The organism is Microbacterium sp. T3-8 (genome assembly GCF_055398145.1).
Genome location: NZ_AP027918.1, coordinates 267,691 through 282,928 on the forward strand (window position 1 = coordinate 267,691; position 15,238 = coordinate 282,928).

Annotated in this window: 16 protein-coding genes and 1 pseudogene; 7 read left to right on the forward strand and 10 right to left on the reverse strand. The window is 69.0% G+C overall.

Annotation, left to right across the window (positions count from 1 at the left end):
• Positions 1-174 precede the first annotated feature (174 nt).
• Both ACZ5Y9_RS01325 and ACZ5Y9_RS01330 read left to right on the forward strand, forming a co-directional pair.
• Positions 175-1,215 carry a hypothetical protein gene (locus tag ACZ5Y9_RS01325; protein WP_464472048.1) on the forward strand — a complete coding sequence of 347 codons (1,041 nt, stop codon included), beginning with the start codon at positions 175-177 and terminating at the stop codon, positions 1,213-1,215.
• Positions 1,216-1,322: 107 nt separating this feature from the next.
• Positions 1,323-3,050 carry a chaplin family protein gene (locus ACZ5Y9_RS01330; protein ID WP_464472049.1) on the forward strand — a complete coding sequence of 576 codons (1,728 nt, stop codon included), beginning with the start codon at positions 1,323-1,325 and terminating at the stop codon, positions 3,048-3,050.
• A gap of 1,027 nt (positions 3,051-4,077) precedes the next feature.
• Here ACZ5Y9_RS01330 and rplI read toward each other — a convergent pair.
• The 4 genes from rplI to rpsF are packed head-to-tail and all read right to left on the reverse strand — an operon-like array spanning position 4,078 to position 5,736.
• Positions 4,078-4,530, reverse strand: a complete 453-nt coding sequence (gene rplI, locus ACZ5Y9_RS01335) for a 50S ribosomal protein L9 (protein ID WP_247624087.1) — start codon at positions 4,528-4,530, stop codon at positions 4,078-4,080.
• Between the two features lie 11 nt (positions 4,531-4,541).
• Complete coding sequence (rpsR, locus tag ACZ5Y9_RS01340) at positions 4,542-4,796, reverse strand: 30S ribosomal protein S18 (protein ID WP_017829850.1); 255 nt, start codon at positions 4,794-4,796, stop codon at positions 4,542-4,544.
• Positions 4,797-4,855: 59 nt separating this feature from the next.
• Positions 4,856-5,362, reverse strand: coding sequence for a single-stranded DNA-binding protein (locus tag ACZ5Y9_RS01345; RefSeq protein WP_050723584.1), 507 nt, complete (start codon positions 5,360-5,362; stop codon positions 4,856-4,858).
• A 5-nt stretch (positions 5,363-5,367) separates the two neighbouring features.
• Positions 5,368-5,736 carry a 30S ribosomal protein S6 gene (gene rpsF / locus ACZ5Y9_RS01350; protein WP_029264265.1) on the reverse strand — a complete coding sequence of 123 codons (369 nt, stop codon included), beginning with the start codon at positions 5,734-5,736 and terminating at the stop codon, positions 5,368-5,370.
• A 202-nt stretch (positions 5,737-5,938) separates the two neighbouring features.
• Here rpsF and ACZ5Y9_RS01355 point away from each other — a divergent pair, with 202 nt between their 5' ends.
• Entirely contained in the window at positions 5,939-6,649 is a 711-nt protein-coding gene (locus ACZ5Y9_RS01355) for a hypothetical protein (RefSeq protein WP_464472050.1), read from the forward strand.
• Between the two features lie 57 nt (positions 6,650-6,706).
• Here the strand turns inward: ACZ5Y9_RS01355 and ACZ5Y9_RS01360 are convergent, their stop codons facing one another.
• The 5 genes from ACZ5Y9_RS01360 to ACZ5Y9_RS01380 are packed head-to-tail and all read right to left on the reverse strand — an operon-like array spanning position 6,707 to position 11,888.
• Positions 6,707-7,546 carry an ABC transporter ATP-binding protein gene (locus ACZ5Y9_RS01360; RefSeq protein ID WP_247624085.1) on the reverse strand — a complete coding sequence of 280 codons (840 nt, stop codon included), beginning with the start codon at positions 7,544-7,546 and terminating at the stop codon, positions 6,707-6,709.
• A complete protein-coding gene (locus ACZ5Y9_RS01365; protein WP_336641434.1) occupies positions 7,539-8,327 on the reverse strand; it encodes an ABC transporter ATP-binding protein in 789 nt (262 codons plus the stop codon). Before ACZ5Y9_RS01365 ends, ACZ5Y9_RS01360 begins: the two co-directional genes overlap by 8 nt.
• Entirely contained in the window at positions 8,324-9,232 is a 909-nt protein-coding gene (locus tag ACZ5Y9_RS01370) for an ABC transporter permease (protein WP_247633445.1), read from the reverse strand. Before ACZ5Y9_RS01370 ends, ACZ5Y9_RS01365 begins: the two co-directional genes overlap by 4 nt.
• Complete coding sequence (locus ACZ5Y9_RS01375) at positions 9,229-10,290, reverse strand: ABC transporter permease (protein WP_247624082.1); 1,062 nt, start codon at positions 10,288-10,290, stop codon at positions 9,229-9,231. Before ACZ5Y9_RS01375 ends, ACZ5Y9_RS01370 begins: the two co-directional genes overlap by 4 nt.
• A 14-nt stretch (positions 10,291-10,304) precedes the next feature.
• A complete protein-coding gene (locus tag ACZ5Y9_RS01380; protein WP_247624081.1) occupies positions 10,305-11,888 on the reverse strand; it encodes an ABC transporter substrate-binding protein in 1,584 nt (527 codons plus the stop codon).
• Positions 11,889-12,040: 152 nt separating this feature from the next.
• Here ACZ5Y9_RS01380 and ACZ5Y9_RS01385 point away from each other — a divergent pair.
• Both ACZ5Y9_RS01385 and ACZ5Y9_RS01390 read left to right on the forward strand, forming a co-directional pair.
• Positions 12,041-12,178 (forward strand): annotated as a pseudogene (locus ACZ5Y9_RS01385) (winged helix-turn-helix transcriptional regulator); the annotation flags it as partial.
• 39 nt (positions 12,179-12,217) lie between these two features.
• A complete protein-coding gene (locus ACZ5Y9_RS01390) occupies positions 12,218-12,628 on the forward strand; it encodes an Lrp/AsnC ligand binding domain-containing protein (RefSeq protein WP_247624750.1) in 411 nt (136 codons plus the stop codon).
• A gap of 5 nt (positions 12,629-12,633) precedes the next feature.
• Here the strand turns inward: ACZ5Y9_RS01390 and ACZ5Y9_RS01395 are convergent, their stop codons facing one another.
• Positions 12,634-12,990, reverse strand: a complete 357-nt coding sequence (locus ACZ5Y9_RS01395) for an avidin-fold protein (protein ID WP_247624080.1) — start codon at positions 12,988-12,990, stop codon at positions 12,634-12,636.
• Between the two features lie 47 nt (positions 12,991-13,037).
• On the opposite strand from ACZ5Y9_RS01395, the gene ACZ5Y9_RS01400 reads away from it, so the two are divergent.
• Positions 13,038-14,012, forward strand: a complete 975-nt coding sequence (locus tag ACZ5Y9_RS01400; RefSeq protein ID WP_464472051.1) for a hypothetical protein — start codon at positions 13,038-13,040, stop codon at positions 14,010-14,012.
• Positions 14,009-15,136 (forward strand): hypothetical protein, encoded by a 1,128-nt coding sequence (locus ACZ5Y9_RS01405; RefSeq protein ID WP_464472052.1) that lies wholly within the window; start codon positions 14,009-14,011, stop codon positions 15,134-15,136. Before ACZ5Y9_RS01400 ends, ACZ5Y9_RS01405 begins: the two co-directional genes overlap by 4 nt.
• Positions 15,137-15,238 lie beyond the last annotated feature (102 nt).

Here is a 15,238-nt window from a genome sequence, read left to right on the forward strand (position 1 = left end):
AAGTCAAGCCGGAATTTCGCCGGGCGCGTCACACGGCGACACGCGCGGAATCCTGCGGAAGGTGTCATCGGATCGGCGCGAGATGGATGGACATCGCGATATACCGGGAGTATCGTCACCCGGTATCGACGCAGAGCGCGTCGGAACGATCGTCTTTCGGAGGGGGAAGTCGACGTGAACGCTCGAGCAACCCGTCGCGGCGTACCCGCGATCGCCCTGTGGGGCGGTCTGGGAGCGCTCGCGTGGGCGACGATCACCGTCCTCACCGGCGGCGGATCCGCTCAGGCCGACGAGCAGAAAGACCCCTCCCTTCTCGGAGAAGTGTCGTCTCTCGTCACCGGAACCGTCTCCACGGTCGGCGACACCGTCACCGCCGTGACCGAGCCGATCGTCACCCAGGTCGTCGCGCCCGTCGTGAACCAGGTCGTCGCCCCGGTCGTGCACGAGGTGGTCGCTCCGGTTCCCGAGACCGTCCCCGCCGTCGTCGAACACGTCACCGACACGGTCGCCGAGGTGCCCGTCGTGGGAGATGTCGCGACCCCTGTCGTCGAGACCGTCACCGACACCGCACAGGCCGTCGTCACACCGGTGGCCGACCTGCTGCAGGATGCTCCGGTGTCGCAGATCGTCGATCCCGTGCAGGATGCCGTCGCCGCACTGCCGGTGGTCGGCGGGCTGCTCCGCGACCTCGGCGTCACGAAGCTCCTCGACGATGTGACCGGTGTCGTGGACGACACCACGGGCATCGTCGGCGAAGTCGTCGAGAACACGGTGCCCCCGGTGCTGGTCGGGCTCGACCCGACCGAGTCGCTCCCGCCCGTCGTGCTTCCGCCCGTCGTGGTCCCCGATCCCGGATTCGCGGGCGTTCCGACCGTGGTGCCGGCGGATGCTGCGGGCGCCAGCACCGTGTCGACGCTCGCGCCCGCGCCCCGGCATCCGCTCGACGAGTCTGCGCTCTCCGCGCCCGTCGAGGCCCCTGCTCCGGCGACGACTGCGTCCGCGTCCGGCCATGCCTCCGGCCCCGCCACGGCCCCCGTCGGCGGGCCGCTCGCACCGTCTTCCTCCGCCACTTCCGGCGGAGCATCCGCTGTCTCTCCCGCCGGTCTGACCGACGCGGGAATTCCCGCGCTCCGTGCCGAGGAGCGCACCTCCGGCGCATCCGACGACGTCCTGCCGACGTCGTCGGTCGCCGACACCGACGTCTCCCCCGACTGACGGGTCGTCACGTCGTCCCCTCGAGGACGACAGATGCCGTGCTGCGCGCGCACATCTTCGCGTGCACCCACATCAGACACCCCAGTCCAGTCAAGGAGAAAGTCATCATGCGTACTTACCTCAAGCGGGCCCTGTGGGGAACGCTTCTCGCCGGCGGGATCACCCTGCTCGGCGCAACGGCCGCGAACGCGGCAGACACCTCGGGAGACGACAGCGTCCTCTCGGGCACCCAGGTCGAGGCTCCGGTCTCGGTCCCGGTCACGATCGTCGACAACGCGATCTCCCTGCTCGGAGACTCCTCCGCGCAGCAGGCTCCGGCCCCGGCGCCCGCACCTGCGCCTGCCCCGGCACCAGCCCCCGCCCCGGCACCGGCGCCGGCGGCCACGACGAACGGTGACTCCGGCACGGCATCCGGATCGCAGGCCGTCGTGAACGTCACGGTGCCGGTGACCGTCACCGACAACTCCGTCAGCCTGCTCGGCGACTCGTCGAGCGAGCAGACTGCGGCGCCCGCCGAGGCCCCGGCCCCGGCTGCCGCCGCGCCGGCCCCGTCGGTCACCACGACCGGCGTCGACGGTCTGCTCTCGGGCACCCAGGCGCTCGTGCACGTCGACGTGCCGGTCACCGTCTCGGGCAACGCGATCTCCCTTCTCGGAGACAGCGCGACCGCAGGTCAGGATGCCGCGGCACCGGCACCCACGACCGCACCGACGGATGCCGTCGCCCCGAGCACTTCAGGTGACGACGCTATCGCCGGCGGCACCCAGGTGATCGCGCCGATCTCGGTTCCGGTCGACGTCTCGGGCAACGCGATCTCCCTTCTCGGAGACAGCGATGTCGCGGGTGGCGACGCGGCACCGGCGGCACCGGCAGCACCGGCAGCACCGGGTGAGTTCACGGCGCTTCCGGCACCGTGGACGAGCACGTCCGGCGATGACGGACTTCTGAGCGGCACCCAGGTCACCGCCCCCGTCACCGCACCCATCGACGTCACCGGCAACGCCATCTCCCTCACCGGAGACAGCGACGTCAGCGGCACCACCGGCAACGGCACCGGCACCACCCCGGGCGCCCCCACCACCGGCGGCACCACCACCGGTGACGACGGCATCCTCGGCGGCACCCAGATCACCACCCCCGTCACCGCACCCATCGACGTCACCGGCAACGCCATCTCCCTCACCGGAGACAGCGACGTCAGCGGCACCACCGGCAACGGCACCGGCACCACCCCGGGCGCCCCCACCACCGGCGGCACCACCACCGGTGACGACGGCATCCTCGGCGGCACCCAGATCACCACCCCCGTCACCGCACCCATCGACGTCACCGGCAACGCCATCTCCCTCACCGGAGACAGCGACGTCAGCGGCACCACCGGCAACGGCACCGGCACCACCCCGGGCGCCCCCGCCACCGGCAGCACCACCACCGGTGACGACGGCATCCTCGGCGGCACGCAGATCGGCCTTCCGATCACGCTGCCGGTGACGATCGGAGACAACGCGATCTCGGTGATCGGTGACAGCACGGTGACGACGCCGACCGGCACGGACCCGGGAACCGATCCTGGGACTGACCCCGGAACGGACCCCGGAACGGACCCTGGCACCGACCCCGGCACGGATCCGGGAACCGACCCCGGTGTGACGCCGGGTACGGACGCCGGAGTCGGACCGAGCTCGGGCGGCACGATGGCCGCGGGCATGGCGACCTCGTCCGGAGGAGCTGACGCCCTCGCCACCACGGGTGGCGCGGCGTCGCTCGCCCCGGTGTTCGTCGCCGTTCTCCTGCTCCTGACGGGAGCGGGCCTGCTGCGCCGCCGCACGGCGTAACGCGGACCCCGGTGGTCCGGCGCCCTGGAGGGAGGAGGCGCCGTACCACCGGCGCGCCGCGTCGCCGAGGGAGCGACGAGTTGCCCCCGGGTCCCCAGCCCGGCGTCGACCTCTGACGCGGCTGCAAGGGCGGATGCCCCGTGCCCCCAGCGCGGGGCATCCGTCGCGCCCGTTCACAACTCCGGGGATCTGCGTTCATTTCGGTCGAGGAGGCCCCGAATCCACCGATTCCACGTGGATTCTCCGGAGTTGTGCACCGCACCCGTGGACGTTCGAGGACGCGTGCGAGTGGATGGTCGAAGAGTGGGGGCCCCGCGCTGTGAGCAACCCGTGGCTTTCGGCCTTTCCTTCGGGTTACGCCCGCGCATGACTCCGGAGATCTGCGCTCGGTTCGGTCGAGGAGGCCCCGAATCCACCGATTCCACGTGGATTCTCCGGAGTTGTGCACCGCACCCGTGGACGTTCGAGGACGCGTGCGAGTGGATGGTCGAAGAGTGGGGGCCCCGCGCTGTGAGCAACCCGTGGCTTTCGGCCTTTCCTTCGGGTTACGCCCGCGCATGACTCCGGAGATCTGCGCTCGGTTCGGTCGAGGAGGCCCCGAATCCACCGATTCCACGTGGATTCTCCGGAGTTGTGCACCGCACCCGTGGACGTTCGAGGACGCGTGCGAGTGGATGGTCGAAGAGTGGGGGCCCCGCGCTGTGAGCAACCCGTGGCTTTCGGCCTTTCCTTCGGGTCACGCCCGCGCATGACTCCGGAGATCTGCGCTCGGTTCGGTCGAGGAGGCCCCGAATCCACCGATTCCACGTGGATTCTCCGGAGTTGTGCACCGCGCATGTGCACTAACTCAGGAAAAACCGCACCGAACTCCCCCGAATCAGCCCGAAACCACCCCCAAGCCCGCGCTTTTCCTGAGTTAGCGCACACCCCTCCCATGCCACACCCCCAGAAACGCCGAACGCCCCCTGTCCCGAAGGACAGAGGGCGTTCGCACTTCGACGGGCTCAGTGACCCAGCGAAGACGGAATTACTTCGCGGCGACGACCTGCAGCGTGATGACTGCGGTCACGTCGTCGTGCAGACGAACCGTGGCCTCGTGGTCACCGGTCGACTTGATCGGCGAGGTGATGTGCACCTTGCGCTTGTCGATCGAGCCGAGGCCCGCAGCGGCGACGGCGTCTGCGACGTGCTCGGTCTTGACCGAGCCGAAGAGACGACCAGCGGCGCCGGCCTTGACGGCCAGACGGACCTTGGTGCCCTCGAGGGCGTTCTTCAGTGCGACAGCGTCGTCACGATCGTGGATCGCGCGTGCCTGACGCGCGGCCTGGATCGATGCGACCTGCTTTTCGCCACCACGGGTCCACGCCGTAGCGAAGCCCTGGGGGATGAGGTAGTTACGGGCGTACCCGTTCTTGACCTCGACCACGTCACCGGCACTACCCAGCCCGGCGACCTCGTTCGTGAGAATCAGCTTTGCCATCTCGATACCCCTTACCGGCCGGCGCCAGCGTAGGGCAGGAGCGCCATTTCGCGCGCGTTCTTGATCGCCGTGGCGATCAGACGCTGCTCCTGCACCGAGACACCGGTGATACGACGGGCACGGATCTTGCCGCGCTCCGAGACGAACTTGCGAAGGGTGGCGACATCCTTGTAATCGATGACTCCGACCCGGATCGACTTCGCGGGAGCGGTGGGCTTGCCACCCTTCCGCGGCTTGCGGCGGTCGCCGCTCGACTTTCCAGCCATGGTTTTTCCTTAGTTATGAGCGGATGCCGTCCCCGAAGGGGCGGATCCAGAAGTGTTGATCAGAACGGGGTGTCGTCGCCGAAGCTGCCCGGAGTGCTCCAGGCATCGGCGCTGGTCGACGAGCCGGGGGTAGACCACGGCTCCTCCGACACCTGCTGCTGCTGTGCGGGGCGAGACTGTCCTCCGCCGCCACCGCCGTTCGAGGCCGCACGGGTGACCTGCGCGGTCGCGTACCGGAGCGAGGGGCCGATCTCGTCGACCTCCAGCTCGATCGCGGTGCGCTGGTTGCCCTCGCGGTCCTGGTAGGAGCGCTGACGCAGACGGCCCTGCGCGATGACGCGCATGCCCTTCGTCAGTGAACCTGCCACGTGCTCGGCGAACTCGCGCCAGACGGATGCGCGGAGGAACAGCGCTTCGCCGTCCTTCCACTCATTCGCGGCACGGTCGAAGTTCCGAGGCGTCGATGCGATGGTGAAGTTCGCCACCGGCAGCCCGTTCTGCGTGTACCGCAGCTCGGGGTCGGCCGTGAGGTTTCCCACAACGGTGATGACGGTTTCGCCGGCCATGGGACTTAGGCCTTCGCAGCCTTGGCGGCCTTGCGAGCAGCCTTCTCTTCGGAGCGCTTGGCTTCCGAAGCGACCATCGCCTGAGCCTCTTCCGAGCGGAGGACCTTGGTGCGCATGATCTGCTCGTTCAGCTTGAGCTGACGGTCGAGCTCCTGCGTGGCCTCGCTGGTAGCGGTGAAGTTGACGACGGCGTAGATGCCCTCGTTCTTCTTCTGGATCTCGTAGGCCAGACGGCGCTTACCCCAGATGTCGACCTTGTCAATCGAGCCACCATCGTTGGTGATGACCTTCAGGAACTTGTCGAGCGTAGGTGCGACCTGGCGCTCGTCGATCTCGGGGGTCAGAATGACCATGAGTTCGTACTGGTGCGTCACTTACCCACCTCCTTCGGACTAGAACGGCTTCCGAGGATTTCTCGAAAGCAGGAGGGTGTGTGAACGTGCCTGCCAGAAGGCAGACAACCTGGACAGTCTAGCGGACGCAACCCTGAGCTTCCACCGCGCGTGACTCTCGCCCTTTGGCATGCTTGTCTGCGGTGGCCGGTGACCGTCATCGGCCACGTGAAGGGGGGACGCCATGCGCGTCAACATGTGGAAGGCCGGAGCCGTCATCGCCGCCGCGATCCTGCTGGCAGGATGCTCGGCACCGAGCGGGAATGGCAACGAGAGCAAGCCCAGCAGCTCGAGCAGCTCCTCGTCGTCGGAGGAGACGTCGACGGCATCCGACTGCCCCGAACTGAAGGAGGGCGAGACGATCGACATCGCCGACCTCAGCACCTGCTCGGCTGACCGGATGGAGGAATCCGCCGGTTATGCGGCCACGTCGACCACCATGGGAATGGTCTCGACCGCGCGCTACGACTCGGCCAACGACGCCACCGAGGTCATCTCCGACATGGGCTCGATGATCATCATCGGCGACGACACCTGGGTGAAGAGCCCGACCAGCGAGTGGCAGGTCGCCGACCCGAACGCCAGCGACCCCGTGATCGCGGCGCTCAGCACGGCCGCGCAGAACGCCGCGTCGCTCGATCCCGCGACGGCGGCCGCCGCTCTCTCGGGCGAGTTCACCGTGACCGGCACCGGCGAGCGCCTCGGCCAGAAGGTCTACCTCGTCACCGGCACCGCTGAGACGCAGGGAGTCGAGGTCGACGCGACCTTCGAGGTCACCGCGGACTACATCATGCTCGCGACCTCGACGAAGACCGAGGTGCAGGGTCAGGCCATCGAGTCGGTCCTCGAGATCACCGACTGGGACGTGAAGCAGGACATCGTCGCCCCGATCTGATCGGCGACGCGGAAGGGCCCGGCATCCACCACGGATGCCGGGCCCTTCTGCGTCGCGTCAGTTCAGGACGGGCGGGATCTCCGACCACACCTCGCGGTCCTCGGTGGACGGGGCGTCGGGGATGCGGCCGGCCCCGTCGGGCTCGGGGATCGCCGCGAGCAGCGCCTGGGTGTACGGATGCTGGGGCGCGGCCCAGAGCCGATCGGTCGGCCCCGACTCGAGCACGCGCCCGGAGTACATGACGAACGTGCGGTCGGCGATGCGTCGCACGACGGCGAGGTCGTGCGAGATGAAGAGCATCCCCGCGCCGGACTCCGCCACGAGGTCGCGCATGAGGCCGGCGACACTGGTCTGGGTCGACGCATCGAGGGCCGAGATCGGCTCGTCGGCGACGAGCAGCGAGGGCCGAGCGGCGAGCGCCCGGGCGATCGCGATGCGCTGCTTCTGCCCGCCCGAGAACTGGTGCGGGAAGCGCGAGGCGACCGAGGTCGGCAGACCGACGCGCTCGAGCCATTCCTCGACGGTGGATCCGGCGGCACCGCGCGCTCGGGCGGTGGCGATGCCGTCGGAGATCTGGTCGCCCACCCGCCGGCGCGGGTTGAGCGAAGTCGACGGGTCCTGGAAGACCATCTGGATGCCGGTGAGGGCGATCGAGCGTCGACGGATGCCGAGGGGCGAGACCGGTGCACCGTTGAACAGCACCGTCCCTCCCGCGGTCTTCTCGATGCCGACGACGGCGCGAGCGAAGCTCGACTTGCCGCTGCCGGACTCGCCCACGAGGGCGACGGTCTCGCCCGCGGCGACGGTCATCGACACCCCGTTCACGGCGATCACGGGCGGGTTGCCCGGGTAGCGCACGACCATGTCCTGCGCGTCGAGGACGGAGACCTCACTCATCAGCGTCCTCCTCGATGCGGGAACCGGGCAGTGCGGCGAGCAGCATCCGCGTGTACTCGTGCTGCGGGTCGCGGAACAGCGTCTCGCGATCGGCCTTCTCGACGATCAGGCCGTCCTTCATGACGGCGACCTCGTCGGCGATCGCGCTCATCACGCCGAGGTCGTGCGTCACGAGCAGCACGGCGAGCCGGCGCTCGATCGCGAGGTCGCGCAGCAGCTGCAGGATGCCGGCCTGCACCGTGACGTCGAGCGCGGTGGTCGGCTCGTCGGCGAGCAGCACGTCGGGGTCGCAGGCCAGGGCGCACGCGATCGCGATGCGCTGGCGCTGACCTCCCGAGAACTGGTGCGGGTAGCGCTTCAGCGCCTCGGCGGGGTTCGGCACCTGCACGGTCTGCAGCAGCTCGACGGCCTTCTCGCGGGCCGCCGCACCGCGGAGACCGAGGTGCACGCGCATGTGGTCGGTGAGCTGGCGGCCGACGGGCAGCTGCGGGTGCAGCGATGCCGAGGGGTCCTGGAACACCATCGCGATGCGCTTGCCGCGCACGCGGTTCATCGCCCGACGCGTGAGCCCGACGAGCTCCTCGCCCGCGAGGGTGATCGATCCGCCGGTCTTCGCCTGTCGCGGCAGCAGTCCGAGCACGGCGAGCGAGGTGAGGGTCTTACCCGAGCCGGATTCGCCGGCGAGACCGTGGATGCGGCCCGCCTCGAGGTCGAGCGAGACCCCCTTCACGAGCGGGCGGCCGATGTCGATCGTCAGATCGCGGATGCTCAGCGCGGTCATGCGGGCACCCCCGCGGCATCCGTCTTCTCGGCCTGCTTCTCGTGCGTCACTTCGGCCGTCGGGTCGAGGATGTCGCGCATCGCGTCGCCGAGGAAGTTGAACGCCAGCACGACCGTGAGGATCGCGAGACCCGGGAAGACCCCGAGCCACCAGGCGTCGAAGTTCTGCATGGCCGACGAGATCATCGAACCCCATTCCGCCGTGGGCGGCTGCGCGCCGAGGCCGAGGAACGACAGCCCCGACAGCAGCAGGATGGCGGCACCGATGTCGAGCGTCGCGAGCACCAGCACGGGGCCGGCGATGTTGGGCAGGATGTCGACGAACAGCGTGCGCAGCGGCGAGTGGCCGAGCAGGCGTCCGGCGATGACGTAGTTCTGCCCGCGGAGGCCGAGCACGATGCTGCGGGTCACACGCGAGTACTGCGGCCACGAGACGACGATGGCGGCGATCACCGCATTGAACAGCGACGGTCCGAGGGAGGCCGCGACCACCATCGCGAGGATCACCGTCGGGAACGCCATGAAGAGGTCGGTGATGCGCATGAGCGTCTCGTCGACCCAGCCGCCGAAGTATCCGGCGAGCGCACCGATGAGGGTGCCGATGATCATGGCGGCGACGACGAGCATGAGCGCGAGCGGCAGGCTCACGGTCGCACCCGTCATGAGGCGCGAGAAGATGTCGCGGCCGTTGCCGTCGGTGCCGAGAAGGGTCTCGACCCCGGGCTCCTGCAGGCGCGGGAAGATCTGCGCGTTGGGGCCGTAGGGCACCCACCACTGCGCGGTGAAGGCGACGATCACCCAGGCACCGGCGATGACGGTGCCGATGATGCCGAGGGGCGTGCGCCAGGCGCGCGGCCAACGGAAGCGGAACCGCCAGGGCCCGGATGCGGCGTCGATGCGGCTCATGCGATCCTCACTCTCGGGTCGAGGACGCCGTAGAGCATGTCGACGACGAAGTTGATGAGGAGATAGATGAACCCGACCACGAGGCCGACGCCCATGATGCCGGGCAGGTCGAGGTTCGCGGCGGAGTTGTAGGCGTAGGTGCCCAGGCCCGGCCACGCGAAGACCGACTCGACGAGCACGGTGCCCGAGAGCAGGGTGCCGAACGCGACGCCGACGACGGTGAGGATCGGGAGGGATGCGCCTCGCAGCACGTAGTCGAGGATGACGCGCATCGCGGGGAGGCCCTTGGCGCGGGCGGCGCGCACGTAGTCGCTGCCGAGCACCTCGAGCACCGAGGTGCGGATGAAGCGGGTGAGCAGGCCGATGGTGACGAGCGACAGCACCATGACCGGCAGGGCGAGGTGGGCGAGGGCGTCGAAGTAGCCGACGGCGTCGCCGTTGAGCAGGTAGTCGACCGTGTAAAGACCCGTCACGCGCGGCGGCGGGGTGATCGACGGCGAGATGCGGCCCGACCCGGGGGCGATGCGCAGCTCGAGGAAGAAGACGTAGAAGCTGACCAGAGCGAGCCAGAAGGTCGGCACGCTGAGGCCGACGAGCGTGACGACGCGGATGACCTGGTCGGTCACGAGTCCGCGGCGGTACGCGGCGAGCGTGCCGAGCACGATGCTGACGACCAGACTCAGGATGATCGCGCCGATGGCGATCTCGATCGTCGCCGGCACGGCGGTGGAGAGGTCGCTGGTGACCGCACGGCCGGTCACCAGCGACGTCCCGAGGTCCCCGCGGAGCAGGTTCCCCATATAGATGAAGTACTGCACGATCAACGGCTGATCGAGTCCGTGCTCCCGGATGAACGCCTCTCGCGTCGCCGGGTTCTGCGATGCGCCCTCACCGAGCGCGGCCGAGACCGGGTCTCCCGGCACCAGGTTGGTGAGCAGGAACGTGACGATCGTCACGCCCACCAACAGGAGCAGGGAGGTGCCGGCCCGCCGCAGCAGGTATCCGATCAGGGGAGACCGACGCCTGCGCGCCTGTCTCTGCACCGCCACCGTTGTCATGCGTCGCTATCCGTTCAGCCGGCCGGGGTGATCTCGGCGATGTCCATCTCCCACACCGAGTTGTACACGGCGCCCGAGACGGCGGATGCCGAGGCGATGTTGCGACCCGGAACGATGAGCGGCACGAACGGGCCCTCGGCCTGCATGGCCTCGGCGAACTCGGTGAACAGGGCGGTGCGCTCGTCGGCATCCGTCGCACTGGCCGCGTTCGCGGCGATCTCGGCGATCTCGGGGTTCGCCTCGGCTGCCCAACCGGCACGGAGGCCGACCTTCAGGCCCGGGCCGAACGGCAGGAAGTTCGCGGAGTCCGCGTAGTCCGGACCCCAGAACCACAGGCCGAAGCCCTCGGTGCCGTTGACGTAGGCGTCGAGCTCGGTGGCGAACGGCGCCGGGGCGAGCTCCACCGCGATGCCGGCATCCTCGAGCTGCGCCTGGATGCGCTCGGCGAGCGGGGTGAACTCCACGCCGCCGACCGGGTAGTCGTTCGGGAACTGCAGCTTCAGGGTCTGGCCCGTGTAGCCGGCCTCGGCGAGAGCGGCCTTCGCCGCGTCGAGGTCCTGCGAGACGCCGCCGTCGAGCGAGCCCTCGAATCCGGGCGGGATGACGCCGGTCGCCTGCACCGCGCCGGCACCGGCCAGTTCGAGCAGCGCGTCGTAGTCGAGCGCGTAGCGGATCGCCTCGGCGATCTTGACGTTCGCGAGGTCGCCTCCCGCCTCGCCCTGGTTGAGCAGCAGGAAGATCGTCTGGCCCGAGGGCACGGAGTCGACCGTGAGGTCGTCGCCGAGGCCCGCGACCTGGTCGCCGTTCAGGTCCATCGCGACCATCGAGTCGCCGCCCTTGAGGTTGGCGAGCTGCGTGGCGCTCTCCGAGACGTTGCGCACGACGACGCGGTCGTAGGCCGACTCCTCGTCGCCGTTGTACTCGTCGTTCTTGGTGAGCACGACCTGCGACGAGAGGTCGAGGGTGTCGAGCACGAACGGACCGGAGCCCGCCGACTCGCCGTCGAGGAAGCTCTGCGCGCTGTCGGAGCCGTCGGTCGCGCCGCCGTTCTCGATCACGACGTCGGAGTTGACGATGCCGAGCGCCGGGTTCGCGAGGATCGCGGGCAGCTGCAGCAGCGGGGTCTCGGACGTGAAGGTGATCGTCTTGTCGTCGACCTCGGTGATCGTGATGCCGGCGAGCAGGAAGTTGGGCTTGGCGTCCTCCATGCCCTGGATGCGCTGCAGCGAGAAGACGACGTCCTTCGCCTCGATCGGGGTGCCGTCGGAGAAGACGCGGTCGCCCTCGAGCGTGAACGTGAACTCGGTCGCGGTGTCGTTCTGCTCCCAGGAGGCGAGTCCGGGAACCGGCGTCGAGACGTCGGAGCCCTCGAAGTCGACGAGGGTCTCGTAGATCGCCTTGGCGATCATGTTGCCGGTCGGGTCGTAGGTGTGACCCGGGTCGGTCGTCTCGATCGAGAACGCGGTGTCGATGACCAGCGAGCCGGAGCCCGACGAGTCATCGCCGTTGTTGGCGGAGTTTCCTCCCGAGCAACCGGCGAGCGCGAGGAGCGCGACCGCTCCGAACGCGAGCGCAGGCAGAGTGCGGCGTGACGACATGTGAGCCTCCAAGGGCGAGGAGTACATTCGGGTGTCGGCCGCCACTGGTGTGGACGACCGTGGATCAGATTCGCATCATATGCGACGATGTGTCCAGCAAGTGTCGGGATGACCGACACGGTCTGTCCAGATCATCAACCGTGGGGAGCAATATGTCCAGCAAGGATGCTGAAGCATCGAAGCATTCTGGACGAAGTGCCACCGGGTTGGACGAGATCGCATACAAGATTCTCGAAGTGCTCCGTGATAACGGTCGCATCTCGATCGCCGCACTCGCCGACAGGGTGGGGATATCCCGCGCCAGCGCTTATTCGCGAGTCGAATCATTGGTGAGCGACGGCGTGATCACCGGGTTCAGCGCCCGGGTCGATCAGGCCAAGGCGGGTCTCTCCATCGGCGCCCTCGTCTTCGTCACGGTGCTGCCGCAGGCCTGGGCGTCGTTCCGTGATCGCGTGAGCGAGATGCCCGACGTCGAGTGGTGCGCGATCACGACCGGCGAGCACGATGCCATGCTGCTCATCCGCGCCGTCGACGTCAGCGGCGTGCACGAGTTCTCGACCGGGGTCATCGCGCAGCTGCCCGAGGTGCGCACCGTCGTCAGCGTCGTGGTGCTCGACGAGGTCATCCGTCGGCCCTACCTGCTGCCCTCCGACATCCCCGAGCGTCACGCCGAGATCCCCCTCGGCATGACGCGCTGGACGCCGGCATCCCCCGGGCGCGACGCGCTACCGCCCCGCTGACCCGGTCAGGCGGGGATCTCCTCGCACACGCTCAGCTGCGGCAGGCCGTGCATCTCGTAGTGCTCGACGAGGCGGATGAGTCCGTCGTCGGTGAGCTCGAGCTCGCTCTCCCCGTCGCCCGTGACGACCTGGCCGTCGGCCACGAGCACGTGCACGAACGACACCCAGATCGTGTCGGCGGTGCGGGTCCCCACGAACTTGCCGAAGGTCACCGTGTCGCCGGTGTACCCGCCCCAGATCGCACCGTCCTTCTCGAAATACTCGAAGATGCTCGGAGCCTCGGGGTCGACCGCCGAGGTCGTGGACGAGATCATCCGGAAGCGGCGGCCATCGAGCGAGGGAAGGGTTGCAGTCGCAGTCACCCTTCGATTATGGCGGGCGCATCACACCTCCCGGGTACCGTGGTCGCATGGAGTGGATCGCGAACCCGACCGTCGGCGACTGGCTGCGGGCGCGGCTCGACACTCGCACGGGAACCATGCACGCCGCGGTCCCGCACGGGTTCGAGGCCTATGCGCGCGTGTTCCATCGGGGCTTCACCCGGTCACTCCCCGGTCGGGCGGTCCCCGCTCCCGAGGAGTGGGAACGGATGCCGAACGCCGAGCGCGAGCGCCTGCAGGGCGAGTTCGTCGACGCCGAGGTCACCTGGGCCGAGACCGCTGCGGCGTTCGGCACGACGATGCATGCGCTCGCGCAGTGGCATCGCCTCGTGCGCACTCCGATGGCCGGCGACTGGCGCACGCGCATCGCCCCGGACGGCCGCGAGTTCGACGCCCCGACCGAGGGCGAGCTCGATCCGTCACTCCTGCCCGCGGTGGCCGACGTGCTCGCCGCGCACACCTCGACGCCGGATGCCGGGTTCGCAGCGCTCTGGGAGGGATGGGGCAACCTCGTGGGCCACCTCGGCATGCCCGCGAATCCGGGCCTGTTCGGTCCGTCCGGAGGCGACGACCCGCACCACCAGGCGATGCTCGGACGCAGCACGCACGATCCGTTCAACAACGTCTTCCGCAAGCCGACCTGGCAGGAGGGCCTGCTCCCCCGCGAGGTCTCCGAAGGACCGCGGCTGGAGTTGCCCGACCGTGCCCACGTGCTCTTCTCCGCCGGGCCGCGCGTTTTCGCCGACCCGGACTGGGTGCTCGACGCACCGTGGCGTGACCGCCCGTCCGAACAGGACGGCTTCCCCGCCTACGCGCAGAGTCCGAATCTGATCTGGCCCGAGGACCGGGCCTGGGTGATGGTCACCGAGATCGACGCCGACTCGACCGTCATCGCCGGGTCCGGCGACCTCATCCGCGCGCTGTGCACCGACGACCGCATCGAGGCCCTCCCGCTGCGTGAGGGTTCTGCGCTGACCTGGGATTCCGATGAGGTGAATCGATGAGTTCGCCGCAGCATCCGGCATCCGCCTTCGACGCCCGCGCACTGACCGGCCCGGTCGATCCGCGGGCGGTCGGGGCGTTCACGGCCGACCTCAAGGCGCGACGCGCTCCGGCGTCCGCCGGCACGATCGCCGGAACGGTGATCGGCGTCATCGCGCTCGGATTCGCCGCTCTCGTGGGCGTCGTCGTGCTCGGTGGAGTCGTCACCAGCACCCTGCGCACGGGAGGGTCGACGGGCGCCTCGATCTTCGCCGTGCTCCTGGTGCTCGCCCTGGGCGCCGCCGCCGTGATCACGTTCTTCACGGTGCGCGCCAACCGCATCCGCCGCTATCGGATCGGCATGTTCGCTCAGGCGAACGGCATGAGCTACACCGAGCGTATCGCGAACCCGCCGCTGCCGGGCATGATCTTCAGCCTCGGGTCGGGGCGGCTGGCGACCGACCTGGTGCGCGGAACGCAGCCGCGGTTCGTCGAGTTCGGCAACTACCAGTACACGGTCAAGCACGGCAAGAGCTCGACCACGTACCGCTGGGGCTACATCGCCGTGAAACTCGACGTGCCGCTGCCGAACATCGTGCTCGACGCGCTCGGCAACAACGGTTTCGGCTCGAACCTGCCGGCGTCGTTCCAGCGCGCGCAGCGCCTGTCGCTCGAGGGAGACTTCGACCGGCACTTCACGCTGTACTGCCCCGAGGGGTATGAGCAGGACGCCCTCTACCTCTTCACGCCCGACATCATGGCGCGGTTCATCGACCATGCCGCCCAGCTCGATGTCGAGATCGTCGACGACTGGATGTTCCTCTACACGAGGCGCCAGGCGTCGACGCTCGACCCGGCGACGTGGGCCTGGTTGTTCGGCGTCGTCGGTGCGCTGATGACGAAGTTCGACCAGTGGGCGCGCTGGCGCGACGACCGCCTGCGTGCGCAGCATCGGCAGATATCGGATGCCGTCGCGCCGGGTGCCGCGGCATCCGCATCGCTGCCCTTCGCACCGCCGGCGGGACTGCTCACTCCCCCACCGGGCGTCGCCCCGCAGGGCCGACGACTGAAGCGCCGGGTGACGTGGATCCCACTCGTCATCGTGATCTTCATCGGCGTCGCGTACGCGTTCATGTCGATGCGCTGACCCACGTCGGCGGGTGCGGACATCGAGTGTGGGGGTGGGTGCTGTTCTGGGGACCAGCACCCACCCCATCCCCCCTCGGGATCAGAAGAAGTTCGACTCTCC